Here is a 13,834-nt window from a genome sequence, read left to right as displayed (position 1 = left end):
CCCCCCGACACCGCGAGCGTGACCAGCACGATCACCTGCGGGGAGTGGCTGCGCGCCCAGGAGGCGATCCCGGCCCCGGCCAGGCCGCCGGCCCCGGCGGCCAGGAGCAGCACGCCGATCGTGGCCGCCGCGGGCATGCCGGGGAGTTTCTTCTCCTGCACCAGGAAGAGCAGGTAGAACAGTAGGAACCCGGAGTAGAACCGGATGGCGACGTTGGCCAGCATCGACTCGGCCACCACCGGTCCGGTGCTGAGCATGGTGCGCCAGCGCGGCGGCCGCTCCTCGCCCTCCTGGAGCTCGTCCAGGTCCGGGGAGTCCACGTGGCGCGGGAGCCGTACGGCGAGCACGCCCTGCAGCAGGAAGAGCAGCGTGGCCGCGCGCAGCACCCACTCGGCGCCGAGCCAGGCGCTGACGCCCGCGCCCGCGCCCGCCGCGACCCCGGCCGAGACCAGGGCGAACAGCGCGACCCGCGCGTTGGCGGTGACCAGCGCGATGTCCGCGGGCAGCACGCTCGGCATGATCGCGGCGCGGGAGACGTTGTAGGCCTTCGACAGCACGAGCACGGCCAGCGCCGCCGGGAAGATGGTGAAGACGTCACCGGGGACGACCGCCGCGGCCATGGCGAAGCAGAGCAGGCCCCGGCCGAACAGGGTGCCCGCCATGACGAAGCGGCGGCCCGAGCGGAACCGGTCGAGGACCGGGCCGACGAACGGCGCGACCACCACGAACGGGATCATCGTGATCAGCAGGTAGAGCGCGACCTGGCCCCGGGCCTCGTTCACCGGCAGCTTGAACAGCGTGCCGGCCAGCGCCGCGGTGACCAGCGCGTCGCCCGCGCTGTGCGCGGCCGTCAGCTCGATCAGCTGGCCGAGCCCGGTGCGGCCGGCGCCCTGGGCGTGGGTCAGCCGGCGGGCGGCCCTGCCGACTCCGCGGGTCGCGCCGGCGGCGCCGCGCCCGGCGCGCACGGTCATCAGCCCCGCGCTCCTGGCCGCCCGCGCGCCCGCCCGCCCCGCCCCGGCGGCGGCGCGGCCGACCCGGCGGGAGGCCTCCGCCGCTCTCCGCCGTGCCCGCTCCCAGTCCGCTGCCACGCATCCAGTCATACCCCACGGGCGGACGGGCTGCCCGATACGGCACGTCACCCGCCGGTGACCGCCGGATGCGGGGTGTCGTCCCGTGCACGGTGACGTTCGCTCCGGGCATAGGCGAGAATGAATCCGTGACCCGTACCCGATCCCGTGCTGTAGCGCTCGACCCGGCCTGCGTCGCCGCCGTCGATCTGGCCCGCTCCGCGATCGAGGAGAACGTCAGACCCGACCAGGTCGGCGAGCACCTGGGAGCCGAGGCCGAAGGCGACCGGGTCGTCACCCACTACTTCGCCTGCCTCGACCGCGCCTACCGGGGCTGGCGCTGGGCCGTCACCGTCGCCCGCGCCTCCCGTGCGCGCAACGTCACGGTCAGCGAGGTCGTGCTGCTGCCCGGCAGCGGCGCGCTGCTGGCGCCGGCGTGGGTGCCGTGGAGCGAGCGGCTGCGCCCCGGCGACCTCGGCGTGGGCGACCTGCTGCCCACCGGGGAGGACGACGACCGGCTCGCGCCCGGCTTCACCGGCATCGACGACGAGACCGGCGAAGAGATCGACCATCAGATGATCTTCGAGTACGGCCTCGGCCGGGCCCGGGTGCTCTCCCCGATCGGCCGGGACCTCGCTGTGCGGCGCTGGCACTCCGGCGAGGCGGGGCCGCACACCCCGATCGCGCACGCCGCTCCCGCCCAGTGCTCCACCTGCGGTTTCTACTGGCCGCTCGCGGGCTCGCTGCGCATCGGGTTCGGCGTCTGCGCCAACGAGTACGCGCCGGACGACGGCCGCGTGGTCTCCGCCGACCACGGCTGCGGCGCGCACTCCGAGGCGACCGTCGTGCCGCACCAGGCCGTGCCCGCCTCGCCGATCCTCGACGAGCTGGCCTTCGACATCGAGGAGACGGAGCCCGCGGAGGCCGACCTGGCCGGTTCCGTGGACGACGCCGACTCCGAGCCGCTGGGCCATTCCTGACCCGACCCGATCCGACGCCGTCCCCGGGGCCGCCGGGTCGCCTCCCGCCGCGGCCCGGCCGCGGCGCCGTGGCGTCCCGGAGGCCCCGTGCCGGCCCGAGCCCCTGGGAATCACCGCTGTGACTGACATCCTCGGCACCGATCGCATCCGCTCCGCCGTACTCGCAGCGTGGACCGCGTCACCCGCACGTTTCCGCGAGGACGCCAACGCGGAGGAGGACTTCGCGCTCGGCGGCTACCGCGACCGGCTGATCGTGGAGCTGGCCCAGAACGCCGCCGACGCCGCGCTCCGCGCCGGGGTCGGCGGCCGGCTCCGGCTCTCGCTGCGCGAGGGCGTGCTCTCCGCGGCCAACACCGGCGCGCCGATCGACGCGGCCGGGGTCGAGAGCCTCTCGACGCTGCGCGTCTCCGCCAAGCGCGACCAGACCTCCGCGACCGGCCGCTTCGGCGTCGGCTTCGCGGCCGTGGTGACGGTCTGCGACGAGCCGGTCATCGGCTCGCTCGGCACCGGGGTGGTCCGCTGGTCCCGGGAGCAGACCGCCGCGCTGGTGGCGGCCGAGCCCGCGCTGGCCGCCGAGCTCGCCGAGCGCGGCGGACACGTGCCGCTGCTCCGCCTGCCGTTCCCCGCCGGCCCGGTGGAGATCCCGGCGGGCTTCGACACGCTGGTGCGGCTCCCGCTCCGCGACGAGGCGGCCGTGGAGGCCGTACGGCGGATGCTGCACGCGGCGGGTCCCGCGCTGCTGCTCGGGCTGCCCGCGCTGGAGTCGATCGAGATCGACGTGGACGGCCAGACCCGGACGATCACGGCGGACGGCTGGCGGGTCGTCTCGGCCTCGGGGCGGTTCACCCCGGAGCAGGTGGCCGAGCTGTTCGCCGACCGGCCGACCGAGGAGCGGGCCCGGCCGTACTGGACGGTCCGCTGGGCCGTGCCGGTCTCCGCCGGAGACGGCCCGGACGGCGGCGAGCCGCGGCCGCTGCCGGAGCCGGCGCCGCCCGTGGTGCACGCGCCGACGCCGAGCGACGAGCCGCTGGACCTGCCCGCGCTGCTGATCGCCTCCTTCCCGATGGCGACCGACCGGCGGCACGTGGCGGCGGGGCCGCTGACGGGCTTCCTGGTCGAGCGCGCCGCCGAGACCTACGTCGAGCTGCTGTCGGACCTGCCCCGCACGCCGAAGCTGCTCGACCTCGTCCCGGGCCTGATGGGCAGGGGCGAGCTCGACGCGCGGATCCGCCGGGCGATCCTGAGCCTGCTGCCGGACGCCCCGCTGCTGCCGGCGCTCTCCCCGCCCGCCGACGCCGAGGGACCCGCCGAGGGGTCCGCAGAGGGGTCCGCCGGGGGCGGCGTCGTGGTCTCCGGGCGGCAGGCGAGCGTGGTGGCGGCCCCCGGGGAGCTGCTGGAGAAGATCGCCCCGATGGTGCCCGGCCTGCTGCCCGCCGGCTGGCCCGCCCGGCATCCCGCGCTCGCCGCGCTCGGCGTGAAGAAGGTCGACCTCGCCGACGTCGTCGACCTGCTCGCCGGGGACCTCTCGGGCGGCACGGCCGCCGAGCGGGACCCGGCCTGGTGGCGCTCGCTGTACGAGGTGCTGCCCGCCGACGACCTGGAGGCGCTCGGCGCGCTCCCGGTCCCGCTCGCGGACGGCCGTCTGGTCCGCGGCCCGCGCGGCACGCTGGTGCTGACCGAGCGCGGCGCCCTGGACCTGGAGGTGCTCGCCCCGCTCGGGCTCCGCGTCGTGCACCCGGCGGCCGCGCACCCGCTCCTGCTCCGCCTCGGCGCGGCCGAGGCGACGCCGCGCACGGTCCTGGAGGACCCGCTCACCCGGGCGGCCGTCGACCAGTCCCTGGACGGCGACGACCCCGAGCCGGTGGCGCGGGCCGTGCTCGCCCTGGTCGACGCCGCCGGGCTGACCGCGGGTGAGGCCCCGTGGCTGGCCGACCTGGCGCTGCGCGGCACCGACGGCGAGCTGTACCCCGCCGGTGAGCTGCTGCTGGCCGGAGGCTCGCTGGCCGGGCTGCTGGACACCGGCGCGCACTTCGGCACCGCCGCGCCCGAACTGGTGGAGCGGTACGGCCCGGGGGTGCTGACCGCGGTCGGGGTGCTGGACGGCTTCGCCGTCGTCAACGACACCGATGTGATGATCGATCCGGACGAGTGCGACCACGACCTGGACCTCGAGGACGAGTGGCTGGAGACGGTCCTCGACCTGCTCCCCGGCCTGGACGTGCCGCCGGTGGTCCGGGAGTTCTCCGCCGTCCGCGACCTGGAGTACGTCGCCGACTGGCCCTCGGCGCTGGCCCTGCTCTCGCGTCCGCCGCTGCGCGCGGTGCTGCACCCGCTCCGGGTGCTGGTGGCGGGCGAGGTCGTGGAGGTGCCGTCCTACACCTCGTGGTGGCTGTCCACCCATCCGGTGCTGGGCGGCAGGCGTCCCACCGAACTGCGCCTGCCGGGCGGTGACCCGCTGCTGTTCGGCCTGTACGGCGACGCCCCGGCGGTCGCCGACGAGGCGGCCCTGGCGATGATGGGCGTGCGGACCACGCTGGCCGACCTGCTCGCCTCGCACGGCGGCCCCGGCGAGCTGCTCGACCTGCTCGCCGACCCCTCGGTCGAGGTGGACCGGGCGCAGCTGCGGGCCCTGTGGGTGGCGCTGGCCGGGGTGGACCCCGAGCGGGTCGCGCCGCCGCGCGCGGTCCGGGCCGTCCTCGGCGGGCGGATCGTCGTCGCCGACGTCGAGGGCGGCCGGCTGCTGTCCGGGCCCGGCGTCGGCTCCGGTCCCGAGGAGGGCGGGGAGACGGGCGAGCCGGTCGTGGTCGAGGCGCCGGACCTGCTCCCGCTGGTCGCGGACCGGCCGCTGGTCCTGGCCCCGTTCGACCTGGCCGAGGCGCTCTCGGAGCTGCTGGACCTGCCGCTGGCCGGGGAGGTCGCGGCCGGGGAGGTGACGTCGTCGGGCGAGGTCCGCCAGGTCCCGGCCGCCGTGCGCTCGCTGCTGCCGACCGCGCCGGAGACCTACGTGGAGCACGAGAAGCTGCTGGTGGACGGCGTCCCCGCCACCTGGCGGTTCTTCGAGGGCACGGTGCACGCCAGCGGCATGGAGGGCCTGGCGCGGGGGCTGGCCTGGGCGTCGGGCCAGTGGGGCGACCGGCTCGCGGTCGCCGCGCTGCTCCGCGACCCGGCCGCGGTGCCGCTGCTGCTCGCCGAGGCCGACCTGGACGCCTGGACCGCCTCGACCACGTGAGGGCCGGGGGGCCGCCTCTCAGCCGGTGATCCGGCGGCCCTGGTCGCCGGAGGCGTCGGCGCGGTCCGGGGCCCGGGTCTCCCCGGCGGTCTCGGCCGGCGTCTCCGGGTGGAGCGTCTCCGGGTGGAGCGTCTCCGGGTGGAGCGTCTCCGGGTGGAGCACGGCGGAGGGCGGGACGGCGGTCGCGGGCTCGACCGGCTCCTCGGCGGGGGGCAGCTCGTCCGGGGGCGTCGGGGTGGCGGCGCCGGGGCGCGGCCGGACGTACCAGAGACCGAAGAGGCCGAGGACCAGGGCCGCCACGCAGGTCCAGATCCACCAGCGGTCCTCGGGGTCGAGGCCGACGATCAGGAGCACGGCCAGGGCGACCGCCCACAGGCCCATGCCTGTGAGGATCGTGGCCGTGTTGTTGGTCCGCAGCGGCTGGAGATCCTGACGGCGAGGCTGGTTCACGTGCTCCAGCGTAGGCGACGCGGGCCCGTCGTTCGCAGGGCGGGCGCTTCACTACCCGCCTGGCGGGCGCGGTGAGGACGCGGATCGGTTGCGATCCCATCACCATCGCGATCGGGACCTTCCTTGACCTCTGCTTCAATGTCACGCTGAATGTCCGTGAGTGATACTAAAACGAGTCAAATAAGTGTGCTTGACCGGTTCTTCCACATCACGGAGCGCGGATCGACGGTGGGACGGGAGGTCCGCGGCGGCCTCGCGACCTTCTTCACGATGGCCTACATCGTGGTGCTCAACCCGCTGATCATCGCCACGGCCAAGGACGCCGAGGGGCAGTTCATCGCCGACGCCACCTCGGCGCCCATCCCCCTGGTCGCCGCCGGCACCGCCTTCGTGGCAGGCGTGCTGAGCATCCTGATGGGCGTCGTCGGCAAGGTGCCGTTCGCCATGGCCGCGGGCCTCGGCCTGAACGCCTTCGTCACGTACGGCATCGCCACGCAGATGTCGTGGGAGTCGGCCATGGGCCTGGTCTTCCTGGAGGGCTTGATCATCGCCCTCCTGGTGCTGACCGGCTTCCGCACCGCGGTGTTCAACGCCATCCCCGCCCAGCTGAAGACCGCGATCAGCGTCGGCATCGGCCTGTTCATCGCGCTGATCGGCTTCGTGGACGCCGGGTTCGTGCGCAAGGCGGCGGGCGGCCCCGCGGTGGAGCTCGGCATCGGCGGCAACCTGACGAGCTGGCCGATGCTCGTGTTCGTGGTCGGTGTGCTGCTGATCGCCGTGCTGGTGGCCCGGAGGGTGAAGGGCGCCATCCTGATCGGCATCGTCGCCACCACGATCCTCGCGATCGCCGTCGAGGCGGTGGCCAAGGTCGGCGGCACCACGCCCGACGCGCCGAACGCGCAGGCGTGGCAGCTCAACGTCCCCACCCTGCCCGAGCGGATCTTCGGCTTCGAGAACCCGTTCCGGCTCTTCACCGAGTTCGACCCCTTCGGCGCGTTCGGCTCCGTCTCGGTCACCGTGGCGCTGCTGCTCGTCTTCACCCTGCTGATCACCGACTTCTTCGACACCATGGGCACGGTCGTCGGCGTCGGCGCGCAGGCCGGCCTGGTCAAGGAGGACGGCACGCTGCCGCGCACCCAGCAGATCCTGCTCGTCGACTCGGTCGGCGCGGCGGTCGGCGGCGCGGGCTCCGTCTCCTCCAACACGACCTACGTCGAGTCGGCCGCGGGCGTCGGCGAGGGCGCGCGCACCGGCCTGGCCGCCGTCGTCACCGGCGTGCTCTTCCTGCTGGCGGTCTTCCTCTCGCCGCTGGTCGGCGTCGTGCCGCACGAGGCCGCGGCCCCCGCGCTGGTCATCGTCGGCTTCCTGATGATGACGGCGATCCGCGAGATCGACTTCACCGACTACGAGATCGCCATCCCGGCCTTCCTGGTGATCGTGCTCATGCCGTTCACCTACTCCATCGCCAACGGCATCGGCGCCGGGTTCCTCGCCTTCGTGCTGATCAAGGCCGTCAAGGGCAGGGCGCGCGAGGTCCACCCGCTGATGTGGCTCGTCGCGGCGCTGTTCGTGGTCTACTTCGCCCGCGGCGCGATCGAGGGCCTGCTCGGGGCGGTCTGAGCCCGCGGCGCGATCGAGGGCCTGCTCGGCACAGTCCGGGCCCGCGGCCCGGAGGCCGCCGTGGTGACCGGAGCGATCCGGCCGCCGCGGCGGCCTTCTTCCGTTCCGAGGAGTCCTTCCGGGAGCCGGGCCGCACCCTCCCCCGGCCGGGAGCAGCCGAGGCGAACTCATGGTTGAAATTTTTATTCACTCGGTGTGTAAATGACATCACCGGCCGGGTAGGTATGTGGCCGATTGAGGACGGTCGCCGAGGTTGCCGAATAGATATCGTCGTCCTAACATCGCAGGGCGAAAGGATTTGCGGCAGACCGCCGGTGAATCCTCGAGCATTGTTCTCGCTCCCGTGGGGCGCCGATTCGCAGGCCCGCCGTCCCGCCACGTCGAACACCGCAGAACGCGGTGGACATTTCAGAGGAGACATCCATGCGATTCCGGCCGTCCGCCCGCGCCCGCGCCAGGTGGCTCGCCGCCGCCCTCCTGGCGGCTCCGGCGCCGCTGCTCGGCGCCTCCCCGGTCCTGGCCGGGGCGCCCGCACCGGACGGGCCCGTGGGCTCCTACGTCCTGCGGGTGACGCCCGAGGACGGCACGGGGTCGACCGGGGCGACTCTGACCTGCGGTCCGGACGGGGGCACCCACCCGAACGCGAAGGAGGCCTGCGACCAGCTCCGCCGCGTCGCGGGCCAGGTGGAGCGCATCCCCGAGAACCCCGGCCCCTGCACCCTGGAGTACGCGCCGGTCCGCCTCACCGCCACCGGGACCTGGCGGGGCCGGCAGCAGCGCTTCGCGAAGACATATCCGAACCGGTGCGCCGCGATACGGGGGACCGGAGGCGTCCTCTTCGCTTTCTGATCGGCCGTTCAGTCAATTCTTCGGCGCCGTGGCGGATGCGCGTTTCCGCCGGCTCCGGGCCGTCCCCGTCCCGGCCGGTCGATTCACGGCGAATTACTTCGCCCGTCGGCGCGAATTCACCGTGCGATTTCATCGGTGAAGGGCGCGGTGCTCGATATCCGGATTCCGGGCGGGCGGAGAAAACCGGCCGGGGGCGGAGGTCCCGTCGTGCCGTTCCGCCGGCTCGTCCGCCCGGCGATTCCATCCCTCACCCCCACCGTCTGGAGACGATCGATGCAGCCCCTCTACCACGAGCAGCCGTTCCCGCCCGTCCGCCGTGAGAGGCCGGCCCAGGACGCCGCCGACCTGCTGCACGAGGCCGCGGAGCGGGCCGTCCACGGTGGGCGGGAAGCCGACGCGCTGGCGCTGGCCGGGGTCGGCATGGCCCTGGTCGACCTGGCGCGGGAGGTGCGAGCCCTCCGGGAGAGCGTGGAGGCCGCCGGCCGTACGGCGTGAGCGCACGCGAACGCGCGCCCGGCCGGCCGCCGGTGTGCCGGCCCTCCTCCCACGAGCGGCTCTGAGACCGGCTCCGTCCTCGGGAAGCCGTCCCGGGTTGGGAAACAGGGGGCCCGTCTGCCACGCTGTACGGCTCGCGGGAATAAATCCGGCCCGGAGGGAATCAGGTGCGAGCGCGCATCGTTAGCAAGGGTAATGAGTACAGCTAATGAGTTACCCAGACAGGAAGGACCCCGTCGCCAACCTGCGCAGCGACGCCGGTCTGGCGTCGGCGCTGCGCGTGTCGCTGGCACGCCTGACCCGACGCCTGCGCAGGCAGGCCGCGGGCAACTCGCTGACCCCCACCCAGGTCGCGACGCTCGCCGCCGTGGACCGGCACCCCGGCATGACGCCCGGCGAGCTGGCCGAGCACGAGAAGGTGCAGCCGCCCTCGATGACACGCGTGATCGCCGTGCTGGAAGAGCGGGGGCTGCTCTCGCGCACCCCGCATCCGACCGACCGGCGCCAGGTGAGCCTGACCGTGACCGAGGCGGGTTCGGCACTGCTGAAGGAGGAGCGCCGGCGCAGGGACGCCTGGCTGGCGCAGCGGCTGAAGGAGCTGACCCCCGAGGAGAAGGCGGTGCTCCGGCAGGCGGCTCCGATTCTGGAGAAGCTCAGCCGGATCTAGCCGAACCTGACGAACCCGGCGCCTCGGCCGCTTCCCCCAGGGCCGAGGCACCGGTCGCCGGGTCGCCCGCCGCAGGCGGGAAGACCGGGGCGGCGGAGGCGCCCGCCGTACCGGCGGACGACGCGGACGACGGCGGCGCGGACGGCGGCGCCGCGGAACCGGGCCGGGCCGCCGGGTCGGGCAAGAGGCTGCCGGGCAAGAGGCTGGGGCTGCGGGCACGGGTGCGTCGCAGCCGGATCGCGCGCAGGGCGGCGGCCCGGGAGGTGCAGGCGGTCCGGACCGGGGGCGTGCAGACCGTTCCGGAGCGCAGGGGCTCGATGTTCCGGTCGCTGCGCAACCGCAACTACCGGCTCTTCGCGATCGGCGGCATCGTCTCCAACGTCGGCGGATGGATGCAGCGCACCGCGCAGGACTGGCTGGTGCTGGACCTGACGGGCGGCAGCGCGGCCGCGCTGGGCGTGACCACCGCGCTGCAGTTCCTGCCGATGGTGCTGTTCGGCCTCTGGGGCGGCATGCTCGCCGACCGCTACCCCAAGCGGCGGCTGCTCTTCGCCGCCCAGTCGCTGCTGGGCGTGCTGGCGCTCACCATGGGCGTGCTCACCGTGACCGGCGTCGCCCAGGTCTGGCACGTCTACGTGATGGCGCTCGCGCTCGGCCTCATCGCCTGCGTCGAGGTGCCGACCCGGCAGTCGTTCGTGGTCGAGATGGTCGGTCGCAAGGACCTGCCCAACGCGATCGCGCTGAACGCCTCCAGCTTCAACCTGGCCCGCGTGGTCGGCCCGGCCGTCGCCGGCGTGCTGATCCACGTGCTCGGCGGCACGGGACCGATCTTCCTCGTCAACGCGGTCTCGTTCCTCGCCGTGCTCGGCGGGCTGGCCCTGATGCGCGCCCGCGAGCTGACCACCCCCGACCCGGTGCCCCGGGCCAAGGGCCAGCTCCGCGAGGGTCTGCGCTACGTGAAGGACCGGCCGGACCTGCTGATGCCGATCCTGCTGGTCGGCTTCGTCTCGCTGTGCATGCAGTCGTTCTCGACGTCGATCGCGCTGATGGCCCGCGAGGTCTTCGCCGCCGACGCCTCGTCCTTCGGCGTGGCCTCCAGCATGTTCGCGGTGGGCGCGCTGGTCGGCGCGCTGATGGCGGCCCGGCGGGCGAAGCCCGGCAAGACGCTGCTGGTCGGCGGGGCGGTCTCGTTCGGCCTGTTCCAGATCGCCACCGGCCTGGCTCCGTGGTACCCGCTCTACCTGCTCCTGCTCATCCCCACCGGGGTCGCGCTGATCTCCCTCAACACGACCGCCAACGCCAGCGTGCAGCTCGCCTCCTCGCCGGAGATGCGCGGCCGGGTGATGGGCCTGTACGTGCTGGTGTTCACCGCGGGCGCTCCGGTCGGCGCGCCGCTGCTCGGCTGGGTCGCCGAGGCCGGCGGCCCGCGCCTGGGCGCCGTGGTCGGCGGGGTGCTCACCCTGCTCGGCGCCGGTGCGGCGATAATGCTGACGAAGGCGATCGGCAGGAGGACGACGCATGCGGCTGTTCGTGGCGTTGCTGCCGCCGCGGCGGGTGTGCGATGAGCTCGCCCGCGCGCTCGCACCGCACCGGGGGGAATGGCCGCAGCTGCGCTGGGTCGATCCGGCGAACTGGCATCTGACGCTGGCGTTCCTGGGCGAGGTGCCCGAGGAGGTCCTGCCCGGGCTGGAGCTGCGCCTCGCCCGCGCCGCCTCGCGCTACGCGCCGATGACGCTGGCCTTCGCCGGCGCGGGCGCGTTCCCCTCCGCGCGGCGGGCCCGGGTCCTCTGGGCCGGCCTGCGCGGCGGCGGCGAGTCGTACGGCGGGCGGCCCGAGATCGTCCGCCTGGCGGACTCCGTCGCTGCGGGTGCGCGCCGCGAGGGCATCGAGGTGGACGACCGGCGCTTCAAGGCGCACCTGACCCTGGCCCGGGCCCGGACCCGCGGTGACCTCGACGCGCGCCCGCTGGTCGAGGCGCTGGAGCCGTTCACCGGCGCGGAGTGGGAGGCGGAGAGCGTGCACCTGATGCGGAGCGACTTCGGCAGTCCTCAGGTGGGCCACTCGGGGGCCGGGGTGCGCTACGAGACGGTCGCCCGGTGGCCCCTCGCGGCGCGGGCACCCCGTGGGCAGGGCTAGGCTCCAGGGCGTGGATCGTCCCCGTCGCTGGCTGCTGCCCACGGTGCTCGCGCTGCTCGTGCTCCTCGTGGTGGTCGGAGCCCTCGTCTCCTGACGCCTGCTACCAGGCGTACTCCTCCGGGGCGGTCTTGAAGCCGGGGAAGATCTCGTCGAGCCGGGCCAGGGCCTTCTCGTCGAGCGTGATCTCCAGGGCCTTGACGTTCCCGTCGAGCTGCTCCAGCGTGCGCGGGCCGACGATCGGCGCGGTCACCGCCGGCTGGTGGAGCAGCCAGGCCATGCCCACGTCGGCCGGGTCCTCGCCGAGCTCGTCGCAGAACGCCTCGTAGCGCTCGATCTTGTCGCGGTGCTTCTCCAGCTGCTCGGTGACCATCTCCGAGGCGGAGCGCCCCTTGTCGATCTTCCGCAGGATGCCGCCGAGCAGGCCGCCCGCGAGCGGGCTCCACGGGATCAGACCGAGGCCGTAGTCCTGGCAGGCCGGGATGACCTCCAGCTCGGCCGGGCGGACCAGCAGGTTGTAGTGGGACTGCTCGGAGACCAGGCCCACGGTGCCCCGGCGGCGGGCCTCCTCCTGCGCCTTGGCGATGTGCCAGCCCGCGAAGTTGGACGAGCCGACGTACAGGATCTTGCCCTGCTGCTTGAGGATGTCCATGGCCTCCCAGAACTCCTCGAACGGGGTGTTCCGGTCGACGTGGTGCGCCTGGTAGAGGTCGATGTAGTCGGTCTGCATGCGCTTGAGCGACGCCTCGCAGGCCCGGCGGATGTTCAGCGCGGAGAGCCGGCCCTCGTTGGGCCAGTCGCCCATGTCCCCGTAGAGCTTGGTGGCGATGACCGTGCGCTCCCGGCGCCCGCCGCCCTGGGCGAACCAGCGCCCGATGATGTTCTCGGTGATCCCCTCACCCTTCTTCCAGCCGTAGACGTTGGCCGTGTCGAAGAAGTTGATCCCCAGCTCGTGGGCGTGATCCATGATCGCGAAGGAGTCCTCCTCCGTGGTCGCGGGACCGAAGTTCATGGTGCCCAGGCAGAGACGGCTGACCTTCAGGCCGCTGCGGCCAAGCTGCGTGTAATCCATGCCACCCACCCTAGGCACCTGGAGCGCGCTCAAGGCGAGTGCCTTTTCCCGGCCCCCGGAGGCCGCGCCGGACGCGCGGTGGAGCGCGGAAAAGGCTAGAAACGGCTCATGAACACTGGGACGCTCGCCGACCGCCTCGCCCGTGCCGTCTCGCAGGGCCGGGTGCCGGACCTGCACGGCGTCGTCGCCGCCCACCGCGGCAGGGTGGTCCTGGAGCACTACGGCGAGGGCGAGGACTTCCGGCTGAACGAACCGCTCGGCCACGTGCGCTTCGCGCCGGACACACTCCACGACGTCCGCTCGGTCACCAAGAGCGTCGTCGGCCTGCTGTACGGCGTCGCACTGGCCGAGGGCCGGGTGCCGGATCCGGACGAGCCGCTGCTGCGGCACTTCCCCGAGTACCCCGACCTCGCGGCCGATCCCCGCCGGACCGCGCTGACGGTCGGGCACGCGCTCACCATGACGCTCGGCCTGGAGTGGGTCGAGCAGGTCCCCTACACGAGCCCCGCCAACGGCGAGATCGCGATGGAGCTCGCCCCCGACCGCTTCCGCTACGTCCTGGAGCGGCCCATCGCGGGTGAGCCGGGCGTGCGGTGGACCTACTGCGGAGGGGCCTCGGCGCTGGTGGGGCGGCTCATCGAGAAGGGCACGGGCGCGGCGCTGGAGGACTACGCGCGAGCCCGGCTGTTCGAGCCGCTGGGAATCGGGCGTTTCGAGTGGTCGACCGGTGCGGACGGCAGGGCCCTGGCGGCATCCGGTCTGCGGCTCACCCCGCGCGACCTCCTGTCGATCGGGCAGCTCGTGCTGGACGGGGGCGCCGGTATCGTGCCGGAATCCTGGCTCGCGACAGCGATCCGCCCGCACGTGCGGATCGGCGAGGGCTCCCACTACGGCTATCAGTGGTACGTGGGCGACACCTGGGCGGGCGGCTTCGGCAACGGCGGCCAGCGGATCTACGTGGCGCCCGCGCTGGACCTCGTCGTCGCCGTCGCCGCGGGGCAGTACGACCTGCTCGACCAGCCGACCGCCGCAGTGGTGGTCGACGAGGTGGTCCTGCCGGGGATCGGCCGCTGAGTCGGCCGGGCCGCCGGGAACGGGGAGTTCTCATCCTCGGCCGGGCGTTGTGCCGCGCTGGAGACGTGCCGGTGCGGGTGGTCCTACCCGGGGCTTCCATGCGCTCTGGTGCGGGTCCGGCGTTCCCGTGCCGGGCCGGTGGCCGCGGGCGCGGGGGCGGGCCGGTGCTCCGGCCGGCCGTCGCAGTTGAGGTCTCGC

The 13,834-nt window shown here is 74.0% G+C and carries 12 protein-coding genes; 9 read left to right on the top strand and 3 right to left on the bottom strand.

The window, feature by feature from the left end; translation table 11 throughout:
* Positions 1–1,088 (bottom strand): MFS transporter (locus ACFOWE_RS18460; protein ID WP_377289399.1); only part of this gene is annotated, 1,088 nt, incomplete at its 3' end.
* A 128-nt stretch (positions 1,089–1,216) separates the two neighbouring features.
* On the opposite strand from ACFOWE_RS18460, the gene ACFOWE_RS18455 reads away from it, so the two are divergent.
* A complete protein-coding gene (locus ACFOWE_RS18455; RefSeq protein WP_377289397.1) occupies positions 1,217–2,047 on the top strand; it encodes a DUF3027 domain-containing protein in 831 nt (276 codons plus the stop codon).
* A gap of 118 nt (positions 2,048–2,165) precedes the next feature.
* On the top strand, positions 2,166–5,276 hold the full coding sequence (locus ACFOWE_RS18450) for a sacsin N-terminal ATP-binding-like domain-containing protein (RefSeq protein WP_377289395.1): 3,111 nt from the start codon (positions 2,166–2,168) through the stop codon (positions 5,274–5,276).
* Positions 5,277–5,294: 18 nt separating this feature from the next.
* On the opposite strand, the gene ACFOWE_RS18445 is transcribed toward ACFOWE_RS18450, so the two are convergent.
* Complete coding sequence (locus tag ACFOWE_RS18445) at positions 5,295–5,726, bottom strand: DUF2530 domain-containing protein (RefSeq protein ID WP_377289394.1); 432 nt, start codon at positions 5,724–5,726, stop codon at positions 5,295–5,297.
* Between the two features lie 150 nt (positions 5,727–5,876).
* Here ACFOWE_RS18445 and ACFOWE_RS18440 point away from each other — a divergent pair, with 150 nt between their 5' ends.
* The 6 genes from ACFOWE_RS18440 (at position 5,877) to thpR (ending at position 11,493) form a co-directional block, all read left to right on the top strand.
* Positions 5,877–7,346 (top strand): NCS2 family permease, encoded by a 1,470-nt coding sequence (locus ACFOWE_RS18440; protein WP_377289392.1) that lies wholly within the window; start codon positions 5,877–5,879, stop codon positions 7,344–7,346.
* 423 nt (positions 7,347–7,769) lie between these two features.
* The gene (locus tag ACFOWE_RS18435) at positions 7,770–8,195 is read left to right on the top strand and encodes an SSI family serine proteinase inhibitor (protein WP_377289390.1); all 426 of its coding nucleotides are present in this window, start codon (positions 7,770–7,772) and stop codon (positions 8,193–8,195) included.
* Between the two features lie 273 nt (positions 8,196–8,468).
* Entirely contained in the window at positions 8,469–8,690 is a 222-nt protein-coding gene (locus ACFOWE_RS18430; RefSeq protein WP_377289388.1) for a hypothetical protein, read from the top strand.
* Positions 8,691–8,898: 208 nt separating this feature from the next.
* The gene (locus tag ACFOWE_RS18425) at positions 8,899–9,357 is read left to right on the top strand and encodes a MarR family winged helix-turn-helix transcriptional regulator (RefSeq protein ID WP_377289386.1); all 459 of its coding nucleotides are present in this window, start codon (positions 8,899–8,901) and stop codon (positions 9,355–9,357) included.
* Positions 9,358–9,644: 287 nt separating this feature from the next.
* Entirely contained in the window at positions 9,645–10,922 is a 1,278-nt protein-coding gene (locus tag ACFOWE_RS18420) for an MFS transporter (RefSeq protein WP_377289384.1), read from the top strand.
* The gene (thpR, locus tag ACFOWE_RS18415) at positions 10,876–11,493 is read left to right on the top strand and encodes an RNA 2',3'-cyclic phosphodiesterase (protein WP_377289382.1); all 618 of its coding nucleotides are present in this window, start codon (positions 10,876–10,878) and stop codon (positions 11,491–11,493) included. The genes ACFOWE_RS18420 and thpR overlap by 47 nt, the downstream gene beginning before the upstream one ends.
* 100 nt (positions 11,494–11,593) lie before the next feature.
* On the opposite strand, the gene ACFOWE_RS18410 is transcribed toward thpR, so the two are convergent.
* Positions 11,594–12,562, bottom strand: a complete 969-nt coding sequence (locus ACFOWE_RS18410) for an aldo/keto reductase (RefSeq protein ID WP_377289380.1) — start codon at positions 12,560–12,562, stop codon at positions 11,594–11,596.
* A 108-nt stretch (positions 12,563–12,670) separates the two neighbouring features.
* Here ACFOWE_RS18410 and ACFOWE_RS18405 point away from each other — a divergent pair, with 108 nt between their 5' ends.
* Entirely contained in the window at positions 12,671–13,636 is a 966-nt protein-coding gene (locus tag ACFOWE_RS18405) for a serine hydrolase domain-containing protein (protein WP_377289378.1), read from the top strand.
* The last annotated feature ends 198 nt before the right edge of the window (positions 13,637–13,834 follow it).

Origin of the sequence: Planomonospora corallina, from assembly GCF_042650625.1 — a bacterium.
Taxonomy (GTDB): Bacteria; Actinomycetota; Actinomycetes; order Streptosporangiales; family Streptosporangiaceae; genus Planomonospora_B; species Planomonospora_B corallina.
Note: the sequence above shows the minus strand (reverse complement) of the source record. Positions and strands in the feature narration are given on the sequence as shown.

What these genes read in the sequence shown, in the direction of transcription:
- thpR (WP_377289382.1), top strand. Translation starts at nt 10,876, where the DNA reads ATGCGGCTGTTCGTGGCGTTGCTGCCGCCGCGGCGGGTGTGCGATGAG.
- ACFOWE_RS18410 (WP_377289380.1), bottom strand. Translation starts at nt 12,562, where the DNA reads ATGGATTACACGCAGCTTGGCCGCAGCGGCCTGAAGGTCAGCCGTCTC.
- ACFOWE_RS18435 (WP_377289390.1), top strand. Translation starts at nt 7,770, where the DNA reads ATGCGATTCCGGCCGTCCGCCCGCGCCCGCGCCAGGTGGCTCGCCGCC.
- ACFOWE_RS18425 (WP_377289386.1), top strand. Translation starts at nt 8,899, where the DNA reads ATGAGTTACCCAGACAGGAAGGACCCCGTCGCCAACCTGCGCAGCGAC.
- ACFOWE_RS18440 (WP_377289392.1), top strand. Translation starts at nt 5,877, where the DNA reads ATGTCCGTGAGTGATACTAAAACGAGTCAAATAAGTGTGCTTGACCGG.
- ACFOWE_RS18405 (WP_377289378.1), top strand. Translation starts at nt 12,671, where the DNA reads ATGAACACTGGGACGCTCGCCGACCGCCTCGCCCGTGCCGTCTCGCAG.
- ACFOWE_RS18430 (WP_377289388.1), top strand. Translation starts at nt 8,469, where the DNA reads ATGCAGCCCCTCTACCACGAGCAGCCGTTCCCGCCCGTCCGCCGTGAG.